Origin of the sequence: Nannocystis sp. RBIL2 (assembly GCF_026626745.1) — a bacterium.
In the GTDB taxonomy this organism is placed as follows: domain Bacteria; phylum Myxococcota_A; class Polyangia; order Nannocystales; family Nannocystaceae; genus Nannocystis.
Genome location: NZ_JAPNJW010000002.1, coordinates 4,684,903 through 4,708,079, shown reverse-complemented (window position 1 = coordinate 4,708,079; position 23,177 = coordinate 4,684,903). Strand labels below are relative to the sequence as shown.

General features: G+C 71.4%; 11 protein-coding genes. 7 read left to right on the top strand and 4 right to left on the bottom strand.

Annotated features, from left to right (window positions below):
• Positions 1–75 precede the first annotated feature (75 nt).
• Both OV090_RS43470 and OV090_RS43465 read left to right on the top strand, forming a co-directional pair.
• Positions 76–8,733, top strand: coding sequence for a LamG-like jellyroll fold domain-containing protein (locus tag OV090_RS43470; protein WP_267710805.1), 8,658 nt, complete (start codon positions 76–78; stop codon positions 8,731–8,733).
• A 165-nt stretch (positions 8,734–8,898) separates the two neighbouring features.
• Entirely contained in the window at positions 8,899–10,965 is a 2,067-nt protein-coding gene (locus OV090_RS43465) for a CHAT domain-containing protein (RefSeq protein ID WP_267710804.1), read from the top strand.
• Positions 10,966–11,144: 179 nt separating this feature from the next.
• Here OV090_RS43465 and OV090_RS43460 read toward each other — a convergent pair whose 3' ends face one another.
• Positions 11,145–13,055, bottom strand: a complete 1,911-nt coding sequence (locus OV090_RS43460) for a hypothetical protein (protein WP_267710803.1) — start codon at positions 13,053–13,055, stop codon at positions 11,145–11,147.
• A 184-nt stretch (positions 13,056–13,239) separates the two neighbouring features.
• On the opposite strand from OV090_RS43460, the gene OV090_RS43455 reads away from it, so the two are divergent.
• Positions 13,240–14,697, top strand: coding sequence for a peptidoglycan-binding domain-containing protein (locus tag OV090_RS43455; protein ID WP_267710802.1), 1,458 nt, complete (start codon positions 13,240–13,242; stop codon positions 14,695–14,697).
• 69 nt (positions 14,698–14,766) lie between these two features.
• On the opposite strand, the gene OV090_RS43450 is transcribed toward OV090_RS43455, so the two are convergent.
• The 3 genes from OV090_RS43450 to OV090_RS43440 form a co-directional block, all read right to left on the bottom strand.
• Complete coding sequence (locus OV090_RS43450; RefSeq protein ID WP_267710801.1) at positions 14,767–15,435, bottom strand: hypothetical protein; 669 nt, start codon at positions 15,433–15,435, stop codon at positions 14,767–14,769.
• Positions 15,436–15,486: 51 nt separating this feature from the next.
• The gene (locus OV090_RS43445; RefSeq protein WP_267710800.1) at positions 15,487–16,209 is read right to left on the bottom strand and encodes a hypothetical protein; all 723 of its coding nucleotides are present in this window, start codon (positions 16,207–16,209) and stop codon (positions 15,487–15,489) included.
• Between the two features lie 609 nt (positions 16,210–16,818).
• Positions 16,819–18,381, bottom strand: a complete 1,563-nt coding sequence (locus OV090_RS43440) for a hypothetical protein (RefSeq protein ID WP_267710799.1) — start codon at positions 18,379–18,381, stop codon at positions 16,819–16,821.
• A 463-nt stretch (positions 18,382–18,844) separates the two neighbouring features.
• Here OV090_RS43440 and OV090_RS43435 point away from each other — a divergent pair, with 463 nt between their 5' ends.
• The 4 genes from OV090_RS43435 to OV090_RS43420 all read left to right on the top strand — a co-directional run bounded on the left by OV090_RS43435 (position 18,845) and on the right by OV090_RS43420 (position 23,167).
• Entirely contained in the window at positions 18,845–19,360 is a 516-nt protein-coding gene (locus OV090_RS43435; protein ID WP_267710798.1) for a hypothetical protein, read from the top strand.
• A 323-nt stretch (positions 19,361–19,683) separates the two neighbouring features.
• On the top strand, positions 19,684–20,256 hold the full coding sequence (locus OV090_RS43430; protein WP_267710797.1) for a hypothetical protein: 573 nt from the start codon (positions 19,684–19,686) through the stop codon (positions 20,254–20,256).
• Positions 20,257–20,359: 103 nt separating this feature from the next.
• A complete protein-coding gene (locus OV090_RS43425; RefSeq protein WP_267710796.1) occupies positions 20,360–20,929 on the top strand; it encodes a sigma-70 family RNA polymerase sigma factor in 570 nt (189 codons plus the stop codon).
• Between the two features lie 3 nt (positions 20,930–20,932).
• The gene (locus OV090_RS43420; RefSeq protein ID WP_267710795.1) at positions 20,933–23,167 is read left to right on the top strand and encodes a serine/threonine-protein kinase; all 2,235 of its coding nucleotides are present in this window, start codon (positions 20,933–20,935) and stop codon (positions 23,165–23,167) included.
• The last annotated feature ends 10 nt before the right edge of the window (positions 23,168–23,177 follow it).

Sequence of the window (23,177 nt, the reverse complement as noted above, 5' to 3'; positions counted from 1 at the left end):
GCGTCGCGTCGTCCGCTCGCTCACCCATCGCGGCGCGGGCTCGTCCCGAGGACCGCCGCGGATTCGGAGGACCTCGTGCCGCTCTCCCGGTATCTCGACAAGTTCATCATCCTCGGCAACAGCGCGCTGAACAAGCAGCTCGGCGCCGACACCAACGGCAACATCTACACCCACGAGAACAAGCTGTGGTGGGAGACCTGGGCGATCGAGGTCGCCGGCGACGACGGCCGCGTCTTCCTGCGCAGCGACCACGGCAAGCTGCTGACCTCGACTGCGCAGGGTGCTCTGGCGAGCTCCACCCATCGCGGCGAGGCGGAGCAGTGGCGCGTCGAGCCGGCGCCGGGCGGCGGCGTGTTCGTGCGGTCGGTGCAGCACGGCAAGCTGCTCAGCGTGCTGCCCAACGGCACGCCGACTACGACCTCGAACACGAGCGCCGCGGAGATCTGGCGCGTCGAGGAGATGGCGCCGGCGCTGAAGTTCGACGGGACCGACGCCCACGTGGCGCTGCCGCCGATGAACCCGGACTTCAGCCAGGGCTTCACCGTCGAGGCGTGGGTGCGGCACGAGGCGTTCGGCAACTATTCGCGGATCCTCGACCTCGGCAACGGACCGGCCAGCGACAACATCGTGTTCGCCAACACCGGCACGAGCCCGGACCTGAACTTGAGCATCTTCCGCGGCGATCAGGTCAAGGTCGTCACGGCGCCCGGGGCCCTCCCGCTCAACGCGTGGACCCACGTGGCCGCGACGGTCGACGCCGGCGGCTACGGGCGCATCTACAAGAACGGCGCGCTGGTGGCCCAGGGGCAGCTGTGGCTGCCGAACAACATCCAGCGCTCGCGCAACTACGTCGGCAAGAGCAACTGGCCCGACGCGCTGCTCCGCGGCCTCGCCTCCGAGGTGCGGCTGTGGACCTACGCCCGCAGCGCCGAGCAGATCCAGGCGGCCATGAATCGACGCCTCCACGGCGACGAGGCCGGTCTGTTCGGCTACTGGCCGCTCGACGCCGCGGCCGGCCTGGTCGCGCGCGACCACAGCGGCAACGGCCGCCACGGCGCGGTCGTCGGCGAGGCGAGCTGGGTCGCGCCGCGGCTGACCGGCCGCACCTACGCGGCGCCCGGCGAGGAGATCAAGGTCAGCGCCTTCAGCGGCAACTCGCGCGTGCGCCTGCCCGCGATGACCCTCGACTTCAGCGGCGGCTGCACGGTCGAGGCGTGGGTCCGTCCGCAGGCCGCGGCCGCGTGGTCCCGCGTGTTCGAGATGCACACCACCTACGGCGGCGATCACGTGATGCTGCTCGCCAACGGCGACGGCACCGGCTTCGGCCTGTTCGCCGTCGCCGCCGACAACGCGGACAAGGGCCTCTACGCGCCCGCCGGGACGATGCCGGCCGGCCGCTGGACGCACATCTGCGGCGTCCTCGATCCGGTCGGCCAGGTCCGGCTCTACGCCAATGGCAAGCTCGTCGCCTCCGGCCCGGCCCAGCTGCCGAAGGCCGCCGCGCGCCCCAATTGCATGATCGGCAACAGCCCCGAGGGCAGCCCCTTCGCCGGCCTGATCGCCGAGGTGCGGGTGTGGACCTGCGTGCGCAGCGAGGCGGAGATCCAGGCCGCCATGGCCCGCGGCCTCACCGGCCACGAGCGCGGCCTGGCCGGCTACTGGAAGCTCGACGAGGACTCCGGCGCGAGCGCCCGCGATCAGTCGCAGTACGGCCGCGCCGGCACGCGCGAGGAGGGCTGCGTGCAGGTCACCTCGCTGCTGCCGATCGAGGCCCGGCGCGCGCAGGTGACGACGGTGACCCACGAGGGCAAGGTGCTGGTGTTCGCGACCCGCGCCGACGGCCGCGTGCAGTACACGGTCAAGCAGTCCGGGTTCGAGGACACGGTCGCCATGACCGGCGACGCCCGCCCGGGCTGGGAGCCGTGGCGAGACCTCGAGCTGCCGGCGCAGGCCGACGACACCTCGGTGCTCGCCCGCGAGGCCAAGACGCTGACCTACGACGTCGACACCTCGAAGTACGTCCTGTGCTCGCGCTACCACACCGCAGCCGACACCGCGATCGCGCCGGTGCAGGTGGTCTCGGGCTTCGGCTTCCTCTACGTGTTCCGCCAGTCGACCGCGGGCACGCTGCTGGTCGACCGCTTCGTGCTCGACGGCATGACCAACCAGCTGGTGCCCAAGGTCGAGGTCCGCTTCAAGCGCTCGCGCAAGCGCCACGAGCCGCTGCTGCCGACCAGCGGCGCCGCCGACCAGACCTTCGACTCGCTCGACTTCTCCGACACCGCCGGCGCCCCGTTCTACGAGCCCTCGACCGAGCTGAAGCTGGTCGCCGGCGTGCATGACGGCCTGTTCGCGGTCGTCCTGCTGCCGACCCGCGACGTCGATCGTCAGCGCTGGCACTTCTTCGTCCACGGCGCCGGCAGCAAGGTCGAGGTCGTCTCGCTCCTCTCGTCCGAGACCGGCCTGTTCGACCCCCAGCAGCGCACCTCCAGCGCCGACGGCTCGCTGCTCCCCGGCGTCGAGCGCACCGTGATCGACCTCGGCGCCGCGCTGCAGGGCCCGGTCCGCAGCCTGTGCGCGGTCCGCTACGACCTGCAGGAGGAGCAGGCCACCGCCTCGGGCGCCCGCATGCTCCTGCGCACGGCAGTGCGCGTGATGCTGGTGACCGCGGGTTCGCAGGGCACGCCGGTCCTGTCGTTCGCCGCGGCCACCGACGGCACCCTGTCGCGCCTCGCCGACGCGCCGACCAGCCAGCGCGTGCTGCACAGCGAGCGCCGCGAGCTGCTGCTGCCGCTCGACACGCTCGAGAACGTGGTCGCCGCCCAGGTCAACCAACCGGTCACCGGCGCCATCGCGGCCCTGCGGCGCGGCAGCGGCGACAAGGTCGCGGTCCAGAGCAGCGGCGCGGACAAGCTGAAGATCGGCGACAGCGTCGAGCTCCGCGGCACCCGCAACTACAACGGCCGCTTCCTGGTCAAGGCCACCGGCAGCGACACCTTCGAGATCGAGGTCGACTTCGCCGGCCTCGAGGACGGCATCGGCCGCTGGGAGAAGGTCGTCACCCGCGAGACCGGCCTGACCTTCGACGGCGCGGTCACCTCGTACCGGCGCACGCCCGAGAACAAGCTGATCGTGACCGCGCCGAACCACGGCCTCGTGATCGGCGACGCCGTGCAGATCACCGGCACCGCCGAGTACAACAGCATCTATCCGGTGACGCCGATCGACGCCGGCCAGTTCGCGCTCGAGGCCCCGTGGGCGCTCGGCAGCGCGATCGGGGTCAAGCGCCTGGCGTCGCTGAAGCGGCGCGGCGTCAACTTCGACGGCGTCGACGACTACGTCGCGGTGCGCGACGCGAAGGTCCCGACCGGCGCGGCGAGCTATACGGTCGAGGCGTGGATCCGCCCGCGCTCGATGACAGCGGGGGGCATCCTCGCGTGGGGCGAGCACGGCGCGGCCAACCGGGTCAACAGCCTGAGCCTGACGCCGACCGGCCTGCGCCACGAGTGGGGCGGCCAGGACATGGCCTGCGGCACGGCCCCGTTGCTGGACGGCTGGCACCACGTCGCGGCCAGCTACGACGCCGCCACCAACACGCGCCGGCTCTACCTCGACGGCGCCCCGATCGCCACCGACGCGCCGGCGGCGATCCACGACGTGCCGACGCCGGTGACCAACTTCACGATCGGGCGCGTCCGCGGCGAGCACTTCGCCGGCAGCATCGCCGACGTGCGCGTGTGGAGCGTCGCCCGCAGCGACGCCCAGATCGCCAGCGGCATGTTCGAGCCGGTCAACGGCCAGGAGGAGGGCCTGTGCGGCTGCTGGAAGCTCGGCGCGCTCGAGGAGGTCGACCCCACGCCGTGGGCGCTCGCCTTCGCCGGCGACGGCGACTGCGCCCTCGTCCCCGACAGCGCGGCGCTGCGCGTGCAGAAGTACACCGTCGAGGTGTGGATCAAGCCCGAGCGACCGACGCAGGAGTGGGTCGGCCTCGTCGGCAAGCCGGGCCGCAACTTCAACATCTGGCTGCACCGCGACGGCTACGTCCACCACCGCTACCACACCAACACCGGCGCCACCGAGGGCCCGCCCGACACGCCGCGTGGCACGATCCGCTGGGGCGAGTGGAACCACATCGCCATCACCAACGACGGCCAGACCGCGCGCACCTTCCACGACGGCATCGAGCGCGCGAGCGGCTCGCTCGCCGGCAAGACGCTGATCGTCGATCAGACCCCGCTCATCATCGGCCGCAGCCTCGACGACAGGAACGTCGAGTACTTCACCGGCCTGCTGACGGAGCTGCGCCTGTGGAGCCGCGCCCGCACGGCGCAGGAGATCGCGGCCGACCGCGGCCGCAGCCTGGTCGGCGACGAGGCCGAGCTGGTCGGATACTGGCGCGGCAGCGAGGGCGCGGGCGCGGGCCTGGTCGACCTCACCAGCAAGCGCCTCGACGCAGTCGTGACCGGCGGCGCACGAGCGGTGGCCTCGGACGCGCCGGTGCGCGCGAGCACGCCGCAGCGGGTGCAGCGGGCCTACGACTTCTCGCCGAACGGTAGCCACGGCCTGGTGGTCGGGGCGCCGTACGTGTCGAACGTGCAGATCCAGCGAGCCGAGAACGCCCAGTACCGCAACGACGACCTCGTCGCGGTGGTCCGCGGCGGGGCCTACGAGGAGAGCGTCGAGCTGCGCCCGATCGGCGGCACGCTCACCGGCCTCAAGTTCGCCCCGTGGTTCAAGAAGAGCCGCGAGTCGGCGGTCCCCGACGCGACCCTGTCCCCGATCGCGGCCCAGCTGGTCGACATCGGCGGCGGCTGGGTCCGGGCCTCGTGCCAGTTCGCGGTGCCGCCGACGACCAGCCTGATGCGGGCCTTCAAGCTCGTCGACGTCGCCGGCACGTGCACCGCGATGGAGCTGCGCCGCCACCGGCTCGTCGAGCTGCCGGCAGCGATCACCGAGTGGGAGTACGCGGCCCAGCCGACGCTCGCGCCGGCCTCCGCCGCGCCGACCGACCTCGGCGTCAAGCTGGCCGCCCTGGCGGCGAGCGAGCGCAACGAGGGGACGCTGCTCGTCGAGAAGCGCGTGCTCGAGGACAAGCTCGCGTTCGCGGTCGACCCCAACCGCCCGGCCCGCATCGCCGCGGTCCAGGCCGAGGTCACCGCGCTGGAGGCCGAGCACGCGCGCCTGTCCGCAGTGCGCGCGCAGCACCAGCAGATGCCGATGTTCTCTTACTGCCGCATCACCCCGCGGCACAGCGGCATGGCCCTGGCGATCGACGGCGCCAGCAACTCGACCGGCGCCGACCTGATCCAGATCAGCTACCGCGGCACCGACAACGAGCTGTTCTACGCCGACCCCAACCAGGCCGCGGGGCAAGTCACCGTCCCGTCGCTGAACGACTGGTTCCTGCTCCGCCCCGGCCACAACAACGGCATGGTGGTCGACGTCGAGGGCCCGAGCCACGACAACGGCGCCCGACTGCACCAGTGGATCTACACCGGCGGCGACAACCAGCGGTTCCGCTTCGAGGCGGTGGCCGGGGTCGCCAACACCTACGTGATCCGGGCCAAGCACAGCGGCAAGGTGCTGGACGTGTACGACGGCAGCAGCGATCAGGGCGAGGCCGTCATCCAGTACGACTCGCACAACGAGGCCAACCAGCAGTTCACCCTGCAGGTCGTCCGCGACTCGCCGATCACGATCGCCAGCCGGGTCGCGCTCGAGGATTGCAACCGCCGGCTCGTCGCCAAGCGGGCCGAGCTCGAGCAGCTGCGCGCCGCCCAGCAGGCCTCGCAGGCCCTGCGCGACGCCTGGCAGGCCCGGCTGACCGCGATCGACGGCACCGAGCTGCCGGCGGTGCGCGCCGCGATCGACGGCGTGAACGGCCCGGTGCTCGCCGCCATGATCGCCGACCAGGCCAACGCGCCGCAGCTCGCCCTCCTGCGCAAGGAGCAGAAGCGGGGATTGACCACTCTCGGAGCCTTGCTGGCCTTCGTGCGCCCGCCGGGGCGCGTCACCGCCACGCAGACCTGCGACGGCGACGTCCAGCTCAGCTGGCTCGACGTGCGCGGGCGGATGCGCGAGCTCCGGTATCAGGCCACGCGCGACGGCAAGGGCGCGAGCTTCGACGCCTGGCGTCCGACCCTCGGACGCGCCGGCCTCAACTTCCGCAACCCCGGCGACATCGTCCGCCTCGACCGCCCGGTCTCGCTCGGCGACGACTGGACCGTCGAGGCGTGGTTCCAGACCCCGCTGCCGAAGACCGGCTACTGCAACACCCTGTTCGGCGTGATCGGCGAGTGCGAGATCTTGGTCAAGGACAACATGCTCGGCATGTGGCTCCGCGGCATCGTCGACTGCGGCTTCGACGTATCCCGCCTCGCCACCGGCTGGCATCACCTCGCGGTGGTCGCCAGCGGCAGCGGCTCTGCGTCGACGACCGCCTTCTACATCGACGGCCAGCGCGTCGGCGACCTGCGGTCCATCGCGCAGATGCGGGCCGGCAACCAGGCCCGGCTCGACGAGATCAAGAACACCGTCTACAAGGCCCCCCTCACCGTCGTCACGATCGGCAACCACGGCGGCGGCGGCAAGCAGTTCGGGCGGGTCGCCGAGGTGCGGCTGTGGTCGCTCGCGCTCAAGGACGACGAGATCGCGGCCAACAGCCGCACCCTGCTCACCGGTCGCGAGCCGGGCCTCGTCGCCTACTACCCGATGACCGAGGCCCAGGGCGGGCAGCTGCGCGACGTGTCCGGCCGCGGCAACCACGGCGCGGTAAGCGGCGCGCCATGGGTCGCCCTCGACGCGCCGATCGGTCGCCAGGCGGGCGAGCTGCGCGGCGAGGCGATGGTGGTCGCCGAGTACGACACGATCGGCCAGCGCCCCGGCGGTACGGCGATGATGGCATTGATGCGCCGCGCCTTCGCGGTCGAGACGGCCCGCGGTGTGCGCCTGTTCGCCGAGCAGCGGGTCGAGGAGCTCGACCTGCGGTGGGTCGGCAACGCCCAGTTCCAGCCGACCCTGCTCGGCTACATCGAGGGCCCGCCGCCGGTCCCGAGCGAGAACCTGACGATGTCGGCGAGCTACAACGGCGCCGCCACCGTCGAGCTGTCGACCTCCGACGACGTCGCGTTCCAGTGGAACCGCGCGAAGGACGAGAAGTTCGGCAGCAGCACCGACCTGTTCGTCGGCTACGAGGCCACCAAGGAGCACCTCATCGGTTTGACCCTGGGGTTCGGGCTCAGCACCGACCTCGCCAAGGTGCGAATCGGGATCAAGGGCTCCACCGGCGGCGCGACCGGCAGCACCCGTGCCAGCACGATCGGCGCCAGCTCGAGCCTCAAGATGACCGACCGGCTCGAGCTGCGCGGCACCCTCGAGGAGCAGCCGCGGTTCCCCCAGCTCGGCAACCGCTTCATCCCCAAGAACGTCGGCTACGCGCTGGTCGTGTCCGGGCTGGCCGACGTGTTCGTCACCAGCCTGCGCGGCAGCGGGCGCATGGTCGGCTACGAGGTGGTGCCGAACGCCGACATCCCGCCGGACGTCAACACCGTCTCGTTCCTCATCAACCCGGCGTACACCATGGCCGGCAGCCTCGACGGCATGACCGGCTCGGCGCCGACCAGCGACCGCTTCTTCGCCCACGTGCCCGAGCTGCGGGCGCAGTACGGCTCGCGCTACCCGGCCAGCTACTACCGGCTGCAGGAGGCCTACGACCTCAAGCGGCAGATCGCCGAGCAGGACAAGCGGCGCGAGGCGTACTTCTTCAACTTCGACGCCTCGCTCAAGTCGCTCGGCCCGGTCGGCGACGACAACCTGGCCGACGAGATCGACAAGGGCGACGCGCCCGTGGCGGTGACGGTGCGCCGCCAGGAGGACACGCCGCCATCCGGCGGGGCAGCGTCGGAGTCGTCCGCGGCCGACGGCGTGATCGATGCGGGCAGCGCGGCGCAGGACGACTACGAGGACCGCGCCGCCGAGCGCCGGGCGCAGATCGAGAAAGCGTTCGCCGACCGCGAGCAGCTGTACAACGCCACCCGCGGGCTCGACGCGTGGCAGAGCCGCATGGAGGATCTGCGGATCCGCGCCGGCAAGCGCAACATCGTCAACACGTACGTGTGGGACGCCAACGGCGGCCTCCACACCGAGCAGCAGCAGTTCGCCAGCAGCGTGCTGCACAGCGTCGGCAGCAACGCGTCGGTCAACTTCGCCCTCGGCCTCGAGGCCAAGGTGTTCGTCGGCGGCGTCGGGGTCGAGCTCACCAGCATGTTCAACATGCAGATGAGCCAGACGCTGACCAAGACGGTCTCGACCAGCCGCGGCTTCGGCCTCGGCGTGTCGCTCTCCGGGGTGGAGAGCCGCGGGGTCACCGACCACAAGGACCGGCCGCTGGTGCCCGGCGAGAAGGTGGGGCGCTACCGCTTCATGAGCTTCTACCTCGAGGGAGCGACGCAGCACTTCGACGACTTCTTCGCCTACGTCGTCGACCCCGAGTGGCTGAGCGGCAACTCGGAGAACGCCCGCGCGCTGCGAGACACCCGCGGCCGCACTAACAAGGCGTGGCGCGTGCTGCACCGCGTCACGTACGTCGAGCGCCCGGCGCTCGCCAACTTCGGCGCCGACCTGCGCCCGCTGCCCGCGGCCCCCGCGGCCCCGACGGTCGACAAGCGCGTCGAGAGCCTCGAGCAGAAGGTCGACCTGATGCTCAAGCTGCTGCAGGCGCCGAAGAACCCGTAGCCGCGACGGCGGCGCGGCCCGGCGCTGCGAGCACAGCCGGGCCGCGCTGCCCGTGCTCGCCCTGCCCCCATTGAGGCCATGGAGGCAGGGCGGGCGAATCGACATTGCATACACATCGAGCCGAGCACGGCTCGACACTCTTTTTTTCAGCAACGAGGCGACATCGTGGTGGTCACGCACAAGAGCGAGCGCGTCGAGACTCTCTACATTCGCATCGGCCGCGGCTTGGTCGTGGAGAGCCGGCTGGAGGGGCGCGAGCTCCCGGCCGGCGCCCTCGACCCCGCGGCGCTGGCCGCGGTCGCCGAGGTCGGCCCTGACGAGCAAGGCGCGCGCCTGTTCGCGGCCTTCGACGCGGCCGCGCGCGAGGCCTGGCGGCTCGCCGCAGCCCTCGCGCCGCGCCGGCGGATCTGCCTGCGCATCGACGACGACGCGCCCGAGCTGCACGCGCTGCCGTGGGAGGCCCTGCGCGACACCTCGGCGGCCGCCACCGCGCGCGTCCCCGCGGCCGACCGCGACACGCCCTTCTCACGCCAGGTGCCGTGGTCGTGGGCGCTGCCCGAGCCGGTCGCGGGGCGCCCGCTGCGGGTCCTCGGCGCAGTCGCGGCGCCCGCCGGGCTCGACGCTTACGGGCTGCCTGCCATCGATCGGCCCGGCGAGGAGGCCTGCCTGGCCGCGGCGATGGCCGGGGCGCCCGCGGGGCTGGTCGCGCACACGGCCCTGGCCGGCCGCTGCAGCCTGGTCGCGCTCGAGGCGGCGCTCGAGGGCGGCCACGACGTGCTGCACCTGGTGGCCCACGGCGTCCTCCGCGAGGGCGAGGTGGCCCTGTTCCTCGAGCGGCCCGAAGGTGGGATCGAGCGCGTCGCAGGTGCCAGCTTCGCGGCGATGCTCGAGCGGCTCGATCGCCGGCCACGCCTGGTGGTCCTGATGGTCTGCAGCAGCGCGACCCGCAGCGTCGACGATCCGCGGCGCGGCCTGGCCCCCGCGGTGCTTGCGGCAGGCGTGCCGGCGGTGCTGGCGATGCAGGACCTGATGCCGATCGACACCGGCCGCGCCTTCACCCGCGCGCTGTACGGCGAGCTGTGGGCCGTCGGCGAGGTCGACCGCGCGGCCAACCGGGCGCGCGCGATCCTCCTGACCGGCGGCCTGCGCGGCAGCGCGGTGCCGGTGCTGTACAGCGCGCTCGCCGACAATCGATTGCTCATACCGCAGGCGGCCGTCGCCGGCGAATCGCAAAGATTGTTCATACCCAGTATCCAGACGGACGTCGCCGGCAGCAGAGATCCGGACCCCGACGCATGGCAGGCGCTCGGCGGGCCGTATCACGGCGTCTGCGCGGCGCGCGGGCGCGACGGCTGTGTGGAGCTGTTCGCGGTCGACGCCGAGACCGGGCAATTGCATGTGCGCCGACAGCAGCGGCCCGGCGGCCCGTGGGGCGCGTGGGAGACCCCGCAGCCCGGCGTCGTCGATGCGTGCGCGGCGGTCGACGAGCGCGGCGTCCTGTCGCTGTTCACGATCGGCCCCCGCGGCGAGGTGACCTGGCGCGAGCGCACCGACGCGGGAGGCTGGGGTCGACGGCAGCCGCTCGCCGGCGAGGCGACGCAGCTCGTCGTCGCCTGCGGCCTGCGCGGCGCGTTCACTGCGCTCGCAGTCGACAGCGGCGGCCTGCTGCAATCGTGCGCACAGCGCACGGCCGGCGGCGCGTGGGACGAATGGGAGGGCGACTGGGAGGACGACGACGAGCAGCACCTGCAGATCGGCCTGGCCCGCGACGGCCGCGGCCCGCTGTCGGTGTTCACGCTGCGCACCGATCACAGCCTGTGGCAATCCTCGCAGGACATCCGCGGCGAGTACCGCGATTGGCGGCGACTGGCGACGGAGCTGCGGCGCGTGCACATGCTCGCGGACGCCGGCGGCCGCCTGCGGCTCACTGCCATCGGTGAGGACGGGTCTTTGCTGCACCGCGGCGAGCGTGAGCCCGGCGGCCCCTGGGGCCCGTGGCAGCGCATCGTGGGGGCATACCGAGATGCGATCGCCGCGTTGCAGGGGGCCGACGTCGCGTTGCTGGCGATCGACGGCGAGGGCGCGGCCTTTTGCTTTTCCGGCGCAGGGACTCACGTCGCGCTCGGCGGCCCGGCGCTCGTCCGCCTCGTCGCCGCCGAGGACGGCGCGGGCGAGCTGCACGTGTTCGGCCTCGACCCGGCCGGCGGCCTCCATCACCGCACACTGCCATGATATGCCTTTGAAAACAAAAAGGCATATCATCATTCGTCGCTGGCGAGTCCGTCCGGCGCAGGACCCATACTGCCATGATATGTTTTAAGAGACATATCATTCTTCGCCGCGGACGAACCAGCCCCGCGCAGGGCGGATCTGGCAGCGCGGCGGCAGCGGGTGCCTCTTCGTCAGCGCCGTCAGCCGGCGCTTTCGGACCGGAGCGCGGCGAGCAGCGCCCGCAGCAGCTCGCTGCGTTGGGCCTGGGCCTGCTTCGCCAGCTCGAGGTGGAGCTTCACGAGCTCGCCGTCGAGCCCTTTGTCGTCGCCAGGGACGAGGGTGTCGACGTCGCCGCTCGGGCCGATGCGCGTGAAGAGCCGCAGCTCCGCCAGCGCCGGCAGTTGCTCGCGGCCCGCGGTGGCGACCGCCTTCAGGTCGGAGGTGACGAAGGTGCGGACCTCGAGGTCGCCGAGGCTGCGCATTGCCTGCTCGAGGGTCTTCACTGCCGGCTGCGAATCATCGATCGTCGCGGGCGCAGCGTCGGACAGGGTGAACTCGGGAGCAGCCTCCGCACTGCCGACCTCGATCGCGGGCAGCGGAATCCGGCGGGCGGGCTCGCCGATCGGCGCGAGCGGGAGGCGCACCGCCGGGTCGCCGACGATCGCGAAGGCGCGGGCGTCGTTGTTGGCGGTCCACATGTCGGCCAGCTCGCGCGGGTTGAACTGGCGCCCGTAGCCGATCTCCTCGAGCTCGCCGCTCAGGTCGGAGGCGAGCTCCGCGTAGCGTTCGTTGAAGCACTCGAGCGCCGCGCCGACCCGGGCGCCGCCGAGCAGCTCGCGCATGGCGCCCTCGAACACCGCGAGCTGGGCGCCAGATCCGGTCTTCTTGCCGCTGCCGGACCACAGGAAGCTGCAGCCCCACGCGCGCTCGACGTGGCCGATCGTCGCCAGCGCGCCGCCGTTCGGGTGCGCGAGCAGGCGCCGCGGCAGGTCGGCGAGGAACGCGGCGTCGGCGATCGGCGTGCGCGTGGTGCTGGCCGCACGCTGGCCGTAATCGTCGTACATCGGCGTGCCCGCGCCGTAGCAGGCGAAGTTGAACATGACGAGGCCGTGCGGCCTCGCGTCGGCGCGGAGGTCGTCGCCGGCGAAATAAAAGTCCTGCGGCAGCGGCTCGCGCCACTGCGCGGGGCCGGGCCAGTCCTGGCAGATCAGCGCGCCCTGGTGCGCGCGCTGGCGCGGGTCGCCGCGCGAGAAGCCTGCCCCGTGGCTCGCGGTGAACAGCAGCGCCGGCGTGGCGTCGCCGCCGAGCAATCGCCCGAGCGTCGCCTTGCTCGCGGCCTCGCCTTCATGGCGGCGAATGGCCCAACCCGGCGCATGCGGAGCGAGCAAATCGGCGAGCGGCGCGACCAGGTGCTTGCTGCTGAGCTGCGTCGCGGGGTCGTCGGGGTTGCTGACGGCGAACATCGCCAGCTCGCGCGCGAGCTGCAGGCCGCCGGTCTCCGCCGCGACCACGCTGCGCGCGTACGCGGCGTACTCGGCGACCTCGTCGAAGTGCAGGCGGCCGACCGCGTATTGCACGTCGAGCTGGTATTGCACGAAGAACGGCAGCTCCTCCGGCGAGGCGACGAGCAGCAAGTAATAGGGCACCTTGACAGGGTCGGCCGGGCCGGGCCCGGCGCCGAGGCGCGCGAGGAACTTCTGCTTGCTCTCGCCGGGTCGGTAGCCGTCGGGGCCGCGGTAGATTTTGAAGAGCCGTCCATCATGAGCGCTCGCCTGGGCGCTGCGCAGGGCCAGCAGCGGCTGAAGCGCCTCGGCGATCGCGTCCTGACGCGCCGCCTCGGGGGTGTCCGGCCGCGTCGCGGGGAACACCGCGGCCCAGCCGGCCTGCGCGAGGTCGTTCGCGTCGAGCCCGGGCTTGACGCCGTAATGGCTGGTGACGTGCGCGTCGACGCGGGCGCGCAGGTCGGCGAGGTGACAGGTGTGCTGCGGGTCGACCGGCGCGGCGGCGCGGCCGAGCTGGCGCCCGAGCTCGTCGGCGCTGGTCGGCGGGAACAGATAGGCGCCGGTGCCGACATTGACGCCGTTGAAGTACAAGGGGCTCTGCAGATCCATGGTGCGACCCTACGGCCGCACCGCCGCGATTGCAATGTCAATTGCGAACGGCGACGCGGTGCGACGATTCCGCGCCGCGTTCGCATCACAGGACCTCCACCTGCGCTTCATTGCGCACACTTCAGAATAATGACCAGATGACGGAGAGCGCGGAATTTCGCCGCGCTCGCCGCAGGAGTTGATCATGCCGACGAATTTGTTCCCTGACCCGAATGACCCCACCCGCGAGATCGCCGACACCACGCCGCCGGGGGTCGACCCCGAGGGGCTGCTGAGCTTCGAAGCGCCGGCCGAGGGCGATGCGCTCGACGCCGCGGCCTTCGCCGACGAGCCCTGGGCCGACTTCGACCCGGAGGCCGAACAAGATGACGACGAGGGGCCGGTCAGCTTCGGCGGCAACCCGCTCGCGCTCGCCGACACCAGCACGCGCGAGCGCTGGCTGCAAAGCGCCCTCAAGGCGCTGGTCGCTCCGGCGCTGACCGTCGACGGCCAGATCGGGCCGCGCACGATCCGGGCGGTGCAGCTGTTTCAGCGCCGCTCACAGGCGCTCGGCGGCGGGGCGCTGACCGTCGACGGCCAGGTCGGGCCGCGCACCCTCGCCGCGCTCGAGCGGTTGACCGGCCGCAGCGCCCCGGCCGCGAGCACGGTCGTGCAGCCGCCCGCGAGCCCGGCGACGCAGACAGGCGCGCTGCAGGTGAGCGAGCAGCAGGTCGACGGCGTCACCGAGTACACGATCCGCGGCGGCGACGACGCGGTGAAGTTCTCGTACTGGACCCCGGACTTTCGCAATTACAAGCCTCACAACGTCAGCCGCTACAAGGGGGCGCGCAAGGGGCTGCTCAGCGATTCGCAGATCCTGGCGCTCGGCTATTCGGGCAGCGAGCTGAAGATCTTGCAAGCCAACGCGCTGAAGGAGTCGGGCGGGGCGTTCGGGGCGATCAACACGTGGGACGACCAGATCGTGTCGTGGGGGATGGCGCAGTTCGCCGGGCAGGCGGGGACGCTGGCGGCGCTGCTGGCCGAGCTCAAGGAGAGCCCGCGCAGCCGCGCGAGTTTTCAGAAGTGGTTCGCCGCCAACGGCCTCGACGTGGCCCGCGGCGAGTACCCGTGGAAGAACGGCCAGACGAAGGTCGGCTGGCACGTGGTGGTCACGACCCGCGAGGGCCGGACGCTGCGCGGCAACGACGGCTGGAAGCACGTGCGCACCGAGCCGCGGCTGCTCGGGGCGTTCATGCTGGCCGGCAACGACCCGGCGATCCAGCTCGGGCAGATCGAGTTCTGGCGCCGGAGCTTCCTGTCGCGCGCGATCGTCAAGCACGTAGCCAAGCGGGCCGATGGCTCCGGGGGCGGAGCGGTGCGCCGATTCATCACCTCCGAGCGCGGCCTGGCGGTGCTGGTGCGCCTTCACAACTGGATGCCCGGTTACGTGACCACGTGGTCGAATCGCTTCATCGCCGAGCTCCAGGCGCGCAACCCGAAGCTCGACCTCGCAGATCCCTACCACTGGAACCAGCAGCTCGAGGACGCGTTTGTCGCCAGGGTCTGCGACGAGCGCAAGCGGGTCAAGTCCGGGAGCTATGATACCTATGCGCTCGACCTGTCCCGCGTCCGCGGCAGCTTCACCGCCGGCCGTGAATCGTGAGTAGCGAGGGTCGTGCGAGCAATTCGCACGACCCTCATTGGGATTTCCGCTGCGCGGCCGAGGCGGTCGTCAACCCCAGGGGGACGATGCTTGCGGGCGCACGACGGTGCGGGCGTCCCACAGCTGGCGGACCGTCGCGTCGAACTCGAGCGGGGGGCGGCGCCTCACCTCGGGCTTGTAGAACGCGACGAGGTCGACCAGGTCACCGTGTCCGGAGGGCTTGTCCTCCTCGAGGGTCAGGGCGCCCCAGCGGCGGACGAGCCCGTGCACGTTGCGGGTCTTGCGAACGGCGCCCGTCATCGCAGTGGCGGGCGACTCGAGGAAGCGCTCGAGGCACAGGCCCAGGAGGACGTCTTTGAGTGAGAAGCCGGGGGCGGCGCGGCGGGCGTCGGCGTGGACCGTGAAGTTGCCGTTGAGCATCACGAGGTTGCCGTCGCGGGCGAGCGAGCTGAGGGCCCGCTCGGACCAGTTGTGGAAGTACGAGTCGGCCCGCGCGATCGGGTACTCGAGGTCCACCGTGGTCATGAAGCTCAGCGCCATGCACTGCTCGCCTATGAACAGCGCGCACATCTCCTTCTGCCGGGTGAAGGCGTCGGAGTGGAGCGGCCCCGGCTTGCCGAGCTCGCGGAAGGCCTCGCTCCACGACTCGTACCAGCAGCGATAGGCGGCGGCGTGAAGGTCCGCGCCGGACGGTTCGGGTCGAGAGCCCGGGAGCAACACACAATAAGCTTGGGTCACGACATCTCCTAATGAGGGTAGAGCCGGCTCGCGCCAGGCGAGCGAGCCCTGTCAGGACGCGACCGGGCCGCGCGCCTGCGTCTCGGCGGACATGCCGAGCGCGAGCGCGAGCGCGTCGCCCAGGAATTGGTCGTAGGCTGCGAGCGCCTCGGAGCCGGCCGCGACCAGGTCGTCCAGCGCTTCGGGGCGCTGCTTCAGGAATTGGTCGAGCTTCCTCGCGTTGAACTTCGTGTGGCCGACGTCCAGCTCGACGTGGTCCTGGACGAAGCTCAGGCATTGCTTCACGTCGGCCCCGAGGTCGGCGAGGCAGCGGGCGATGAAGCTCGGGCCGTAGGTCACCGAGAGGCGCTCGATCTCGTACTCGATGGCGATCTGGGCGTACGGCGCGGGCCCGGCGATCACGTCCTCGTGCACTCGCACGTAGCGCTGGATCCCCGGCGTCGGCGGGTGCGCGAGCAACTTCTCGAGCGAGGGGACGGGGCGGCCCGCCTGCTCGCGCCAGGCCGCGAGCGAGCGAGTGTCGTCCACCATCATCGCGTCGTGCCCGGCCTCGTGGCGGGCGTGCGCGACCAGGGCGTTGCCGATCTCGTTCAGCCCGTCGGCGAGGCACCGCTCGCCGGCGCGGCGGATCCACCCTTCGACCGGGGCGGTCATCTGCACGCCGAGGGCGCAGAAGGAGAGGAGGAACAGCTCGAGGGCGTCGGGGGTCAGCTCGCCGCCGATTACCCGCGTCACCCACTCGCCAGCGGCGAAACGGGCGCGTGCGGGCCGCACGCTCTCTTCGTAGATTTCCAGGCTACCAGTCAAAGTAGGTTGGCTCATGCGTTTGCGCTTTTCTGTAGCACAATTCGACGACAGGCTTGATTGAACCCGCGGCGGTATGCCGTGAGTCGAGGCAAGGACGATTTTTGCCCCCGCGCCTCTCGCCCCTGCGGGACAGTGGACGCGAGCCCGCGATCAATTGCACTTCAGCGAAAAATCGGGGGGCGCCTTATGGGCTTGTACCGGGTCGAAGAAGATTCGGCGCGGCGATGGGCGGCTCCGTGATGCTCCTTTCGCAGCGGGCCGTCGTCGCGCACGAACGGTTTGGCGCGAGCGTTCGATGGCTCACGGTACGTCGCCCTGGGAGGCGGAACAACTCGGGCGCGTGACGGGGGCTTGTCCGCATTGTTTCGCGGAAGCGGCCGACGGGCCTGTGCGCAATTGGCGGGACCCGGAGATTCCGCGCAGGCGACGTGCCATACGCTCGATCCGTGCCCTACCGGCGTGCGCGGGGCAATGTGCATATTCGCCCCGATCTCATAAACGCGCCGAGGAAAAGGAATGGCCCCTGGCATCGATTCGCAGGCGCCCCTTCATCGGGGGCGCCCACAAGATCTGGGGTCAGTACGGGACCGGCCCCGCCGACGCCGGCGTCTCGTCGTCGCCGATGACATCCTCATGCCCGAGCCCGAGCCTGCCGAAGACTGCGCCGCCCCAGCAACGCAGCGTGTCATCGGTCAACACGGCGCAATTGTGGCTGTTGCCGCTGGCCACGTGCATGACCGGGCCGCCGACATCGATGGTCGTCGGCGCGGCGACGGTAGAGGCGAAGGGCACGCCGACGGCGCCGAAGCTGTTGCTACCCCAGCACTGCAGCGCGCCGGTCTGCAGCAGCGCGCAGCCGTGACCTGCGCCGAGAGACACGGCAGTCGCGTCGTCCGCGAGGGCGAGCGCCGGCGGCGGCATCTCTCCGGGCGCGTCGCCGACGGCGGTGCCGCTCGCCGCGTAGCCGAGCTGGGTGCCCGAATTGCGGCCCCAGCAGCGCACCTCGCCGCTCGTCAGGACGGCGCAGGTGAAGTCCGTCGAGGCGGTGACGCGGGCGACCGGACCGCCGACGTCGACCGGCGGCGGCGGCATCTCGCCGGGGGCGTCGCCGCGGTGGTTGGTGTCGCCGTAGCCGAGCTGGCCGTAGAAGTTGCTGCCCCAGCAGCGCAGCGTGCCGTCCTGCAAAAGGGCGCACGCGTGCGTCTCGCTGACGGAGAGCTGGGCGACGGGCCCGCCGAGATCGAGGTCGGGCACGGGCAGCTCGCCGGGCTGGTCGCCGAGCGCGTTGGTGTTGCCGTAGCCGAGGCGCCCGCCGGTGCCGGTGCCCCAGCAGCGCACGTTGTCGTCCTGCGTGATCACGCAGCTGTAAAGGCCGGTGGATTGGATGTCCTTGACCGGCACGCCGACAGCGACGTCGGGCGGCGGCATCTCGCCTGGATCGTTGCCGAAGAAGCCGCTCGCCAGGCCGTTCCCGAGCGCGCCAAAGGAGGCGCTGCCCCAGCAGCGGACCGCGCCGGTGTCGAGCACCGCGCAGGTGCGGTGGATGCCCGTGCTGGCGCGCACGACGTGCCCGCCGACGTCGACATCCGGCGTCGGCAGCTCGCCCGGCTGGTCGCCGAGGTGGTCCATGTTCTCGTACCCGAGCGCGCCGAGCTGCCCGCGACCCCAGCACCGCATCGCACCGTCGTCGAGCACCGCGCAGGTGTGGAAGCTGTTCATCACCATCTGCACGATCTTCGGGTTGGCCAGACAGGCCGGCGTACACCCGTCGCCCCCGAGGAGGTTGCCGTCGTCGCAGACCTCGCCGGCGAGGAGGTTGAGCACCCCGTCGCCGCAGACGGGCGCGGTACAGTCGTCGTCGCATTCGGCCGACTCGCCGCCGTCGTCGCAGTCCTCGCCCGGGTCGACGTTCTCGTCGCCGCACTCGGACGGAGCGCCGGTGCTCGTCGATGATTCGTCGGTCGTCGAGTCGTCCGTGGTGCCGGGCCCGTCCGTCGACGCGTCGGTGCCCTCGCTCAGCTCGCGGAGCTCGATGTCGTTCGCGGGGTCGAGCGTGCATCCCAGCGCGAGGAAAGATCCGCCGATCCAGGTCAGGAGTCGGCGCTGAAACTCGTGGCGTCTGTCGTCGCGTGAAGGCATGGTCGCTCTGCTGAAGAAAAAGGTCGGTCGTCGCCGCCCGGAGAATGGCCGGATCGCGGTCGCTGGTGGTCGCCGCGCCTCGTCGTGCCGGATCGAGGCGGCATGGTCGCGGTGGCACCGTCAGGAGGGTCAGTGACGGCGGCGTCAGGATCAATTGCGGCGGCGGCTCCACGGCGCGAGTCGGCCTGATTCAGGCGCGCGGCGGTGTTCTCGCCGCTCGAAGCGAGTGCTCTTGCATCACCGCCCGCGCGAGGCGCTCCGCGACCGTGGCCAGGAGTGATGGGTCGTAGCCCAGGCGCACGGCTAGCACCTCTGAAATGACAGCACCCATTGTCGGTCCGTTCGTCCACCCACGCTCTGTCCCGTTCGCGCTGAGCCAATCCATTGGCGAGTACGCTCGCTCACTGGGGGCCTCGGAATTTGAACTCGCGTCGTCCACGCCGTCTCTGGTACAGACCCTCGGATGAGCACGACCTACGAGATCACCATCGAGGCCCTCGAGGAGCGCACCGTTCGCGCGCGGGTGCTCCTCCTGAACTTTCAGTACCCCGAGGTGCCCGCCAACAAGTGCCTCGGGCTCCAGCTCCTCGCCGACGCGCACCACGCGCTGCGCGACAGCTACAAGGACACGAACCAGACGAAGAAGAGCGCGACGAAGCTCGCGGCCCGCGCCCCTGCGCGCCTGGTCGCGTACTCCGAAGGGCTCCAGGCGAACCACGACGAGGCGTTCAACGAGCAGCTCATCGAGAGCGCCGAGGCCGAGATCGTCCGGATCGTCGAGCTCAGCAACGCGAACTTCGAGAAGGCCGCGGCGTGGCACGCACAGAACAACAGCAGCAGCCCCGAGCTCCCCGCGTTCCGCGATTTGCAAATGGTGCAGACCCTCGAGTTCGAGGTCGCCGACGCGCGGCTGCTCGAACACCTCGTCGTCGGGCTGACCTGGGAGACGTGGATGTCCGCGCGCGACGAAGCCTACTGAAGCATCGGGCCCGGACGCCGCGACCGTGCGCGCGTGGTTGGCGACGCGCTGGACCGAAGGTGGGCTCACAGCGAAAGCCGGCGGACGTGGTACGAGGCACGACCGCGGGCGCATTTGTGCGCGCACGAAATGGCGCCGGCCGTAGCGACGATTCCGCGCGGACTCGCCCGACGAGAATCTCGACGCATTTTAAAAAATTCGTGAGCCGGTTTGACCGGGCTTCTCGCCTTTCCCGGTGAGGGCGGCGATCGAGGCGACCGCCGCCATGACTCGCAGAAACGAGAGGCGAAATGCAACGCATGTTCTTGAATACGGTATTGCTGATGAGCTGGGCGGCCTTCGGCTGTGACGTGGAGCCGCGGGTGGGGGAGGAGCTCGCGGAGGTCGACGAGGCCGGAGGCGAGCTGGCGGACGCGGAGGGCGAAGAGACGGCGGAGGACGCCGGGGACGCGGAGGAGCAGGGGGATTTGCCCGGTCTCCCCGATCTGACCACCGGCCCGCGGCCTTCTGCCGGCAACTATTTCACGCCCGTCGGTACCCACGACACCTTCAATTGCAGCAAGATCGCCGGCTGGGTGAAGGACGGCGACACGACTGCGCCGACCTGGGTCACCATCGATCGCTACGCGCCCTATCCGTATGGCGAGCACGTGGCCACCGTCCTCGCCGACCTCTATCGCGGCGACCTGCCGTTCACCGACAAGTATCACGGGTTTTCCATCAACACCCCGGCGTCGCTCAAGACCGGCGAGGTCGAGACCATCTATATCCACGGGATCAACGTCGACGCGAACGGCAACTGGGACGTGAACGCCAACAGCCCGCTGCTCAGCGGCACCGGCAAGAGCGTCTGCTGCGGCACGGGGTGCCTGAAGCCGGACGTTCAGAACCCGTAGCCCGCGCCATGGGGCCGGTGATCCGCCGCGGTAGCGACGGATCGCCCGGCCCCGTGGACCCCCTCTGGGATCGACAGATCTTTTGGCGCATGATCGAGGATCGATGACGGACCACGAGTCTTCGGTGGACCTGACGGGCCTGCTCAAGGCGTGGAGCTCCGGCGAGGAGCGGGCCCGCGAGGCGCTCATCGTCGTCGTGTATGGCCAGCTGCGGAGCATCGCCCGCCGCCAGCTCCGCGGCGAGCGAATGAATCACACGCTGCAGCCGACCGCGGTCGTGCACGAGGCCTACGCGCGGTTGATGGCGCGCGACCGCATCGAGTGGCAGGATCGGCGCCACTTCTTCGCGGTCGTCAGCCAGGCCATGCGCCGCGTGCTGGTCGACCACGCGCGGGCCCGCCTGGCCGGCAAACGCGACGGCGGCACGCTCGCGGGCTGGGACGACGTCGAGACCGAGGTGGGCATCGTGCGGGCGCCCGAACTGCTGGCGATCGACGACGCGCTCACCCGGCTGGGCGCCATCGATCCGCCCAAGGCGCAGCTGGTCCAGCTGCGCTTCTTCGGCGGCCTGTCGCTCGAGGAGACCGCCGAGCTGCTCGGCTGCTCGCGCGCGACCGTGGTCCGCGACTGGCGAATGGCCCGCGCGTGGCTGTTCCGCGAGCTGGGCAGGTGAACCGTGACCGATCGCTGGAAGCAGCTCGAGGAGCTCGTGCAGGCGGCGCTCGATTGCCCGGTCGAGCGCCGCGATGCCGTCGTGGTCGCGCTCTCCGACGACCTTGCGCTGCGCGCCGAGGCGCTCGAGCTGGCGGCGGCGCACGACCGCGCCGGCGACTTCCTCGAGCACCCCGCCGAGCCCCTGCCCGAGCAGGACGAGCCGACGAGCATCGGGCCGTATCGCGTGATCCGCCGGCTCGGCAGCGGCGGCATGGGCGACGTGTATCTGGCCCGCCGCGACGATCAGGAGTTCGAGCGCGAGGTGGCGGTCAAGCTGCTGGCGCCGGGGCTGTACGGCCGCGACTTCGTGCGGCGGTTCCGGGCCGAGCGGCAGATCCTCGCGCGCCTCGATCACCCGAACATCGCCCGGCTGTACGACGGCGGCACGTACGTCGACGGCCGGCCCTACCTGGTGATGGAGCCCATCGAGGGCGCGCCGCTGCACCGCTTCTGCGAGGAGCGCCGGCTCGGCCTGTCCGAGCGGCTCGCGCTGGTGCTCGCGGTGTGCGACGCGGTCGACTACGCCCACCACCGACTGGTGCTCCACCTCGACCTCAAGCCCGAGAACATTTTGGTGATGGCCGACGGCACGCCGAAGCTGCTCGACTTCGGGATCGCCAAGCTGCTCGACCCCGCGGGGGCGTCGACGCTGCAGACCACCCGCGCGGGCCCGCGGCCGCACACGCCGCATTACGCCAGCCCGGAGCAGCGCGCAGGCGAATCGCTGACCACCGCGAGCGACGTGTACTCGCTCGGCGTGGTGCTGTATCGGCTGCTGAGCGGGCGGCTGCCGCACGCGGACGCGGCGGTCGTCGACTCCGAGCACGGGAGGGCGCCGCCCGAGCCGCGCCGGCCGAGCGCGCCAGATCCCGCGAGCGCGAGCCGGGGCACGCGCGAGGACCAGCGCGAGGCGGCGCGGCTGCGGCGGCAGGTCGCCGGCGATCTCGACGCGATCGTGCTCAAGGCGCTGCGGCACGAGGCCGCGCGGCGCTACGACACCATCGACAAGCTGGCCGAGGACATCCGCCGCTACCAGCGTGGGCTGCCCGTGCAGGCGCGCCAGGGCACGCTCCGCTACCGCGCGGGCAAGCTCCTGCGGCGACATGGGCGCGCGCTCGTGGCGGCGGCGCTGGGGCTCGCGCTGCTCGTCGGCTTCTCGGTGGCGATGGCGGTCCAGGCCGCCCACCTCGAGGAGGAGCGGCGCACTGCCGAGACGATCTCGGCGTTCCTCGTCGACCTCGTGACGAACGCGAGCGCCGACGGCCTCCGCGCGCGCGAGCTCACCGTCGGCCAGATCCTCGACTACGGCCGCAGCCTGCTCGCGCAGGAGCGCGTCTACGAGGACCCCGAGATCGACACCGAGCTGCGGGTCGTGCTGGCCCGCCTGTTCCGCGGCGCGGGCGAGTCCGAGGTGGCCGAGGCGCTGCTGCGGCGGGCGCTCGACGAACGCATCGCGCAGAAGGGCGAGGATCACCTCGAGGTCGCCGAGGTCCGGCTCGAGCTCGCGTGGGCGGCCGGCCCGCCCGAGGACCTCGATGCCGCCGAGCCCTGGCTCCTCCCCACACTCTCGGTGCGCGCGCACGAGCTGGACGAGGGGGCCCGCGCGCGCGTCACGACCCGGCTCGCGGTGGCGACCCTCGCGGCCATGCAGCGCGGGCACGCGGACGCCCCGCTGCTCGGCCACGCCCACGCGCTCTTGGGGGCGCGCGCCTCGACCACGCGCGAGCAGATCGATCTGATGGCATATCGTCTGTTTCGCGCCCAGCGGCTGTGGGACCGCGATCCCTCCGCCGCGGTCGCGGAGTGGGAGCGCATCACCGCCGAGTTCGCCGGGCGCGGGCTGCCGGCGTATCCCTCGCTCATGGACCTTGGCACGGCCTACCGCCGCGTCGGCCGGCCGGGCCGAGCGATCGCCACCTTCGAGCACGCGCTGCAGCTCCTCGACCAGGAGACGGACCTCCCGCCGTGGTACCGCCTGTCGTTCGAGGTCGGCCTGGCCAGGGCGTACCGCGCCGCCGGTGACCGTGCCGCCACCGAACGCATTTTTCTGCGCGCGCTGAAGCAGTCGATCGCCAGCCTGGGCGCGGAGCACTTCGGGACCCGCATGATCGCCAGCTACCTGGGCGACGAGTACCGCGAGACGGGCCGCACCGCGGAGCTGGCGGCGCTCGAGCGCCGGTTCCCGCCGCGACACTAGGCGAGGATGC

Coding starts and splice junctions, on each gene's coding strand:
- OV090_RS43440 (WP_267710799.1), bottom strand. CDS start 18,381: ATGCCTTCACGCGACGACAGACGCCACGAGTTTCAGCGCCGACTCCTG.
- OV090_RS43460 (WP_267710803.1), bottom strand. CDS start 13,055: ATGGATCTGCAGAGCCCCTTGTACTTCAACGGCGTCAATGTCGGCACC.
- OV090_RS43435 (WP_267710798.1), top strand. CDS start 18,845: ATGAGCACGACCTACGAGATCACCATCGAGGCCCTCGAGGAGCGCACC.
- OV090_RS43455 (WP_267710802.1), top strand. CDS start 13,240: ATGCCGACGAATTTGTTCCCTGACCCGAATGACCCCACCCGCGAGATC.
- OV090_RS43425 (WP_267710796.1), top strand. CDS start 20,360: ATGACGGACCACGAGTCTTCGGTGGACCTGACGGGCCTGCTCAAGGCG.
- OV090_RS43430 (WP_267710797.1), top strand. CDS start 19,684: ATGAGCTGGGCGGCCTTCGGCTGTGACGTGGAGCCGCGGGTGGGGGAG.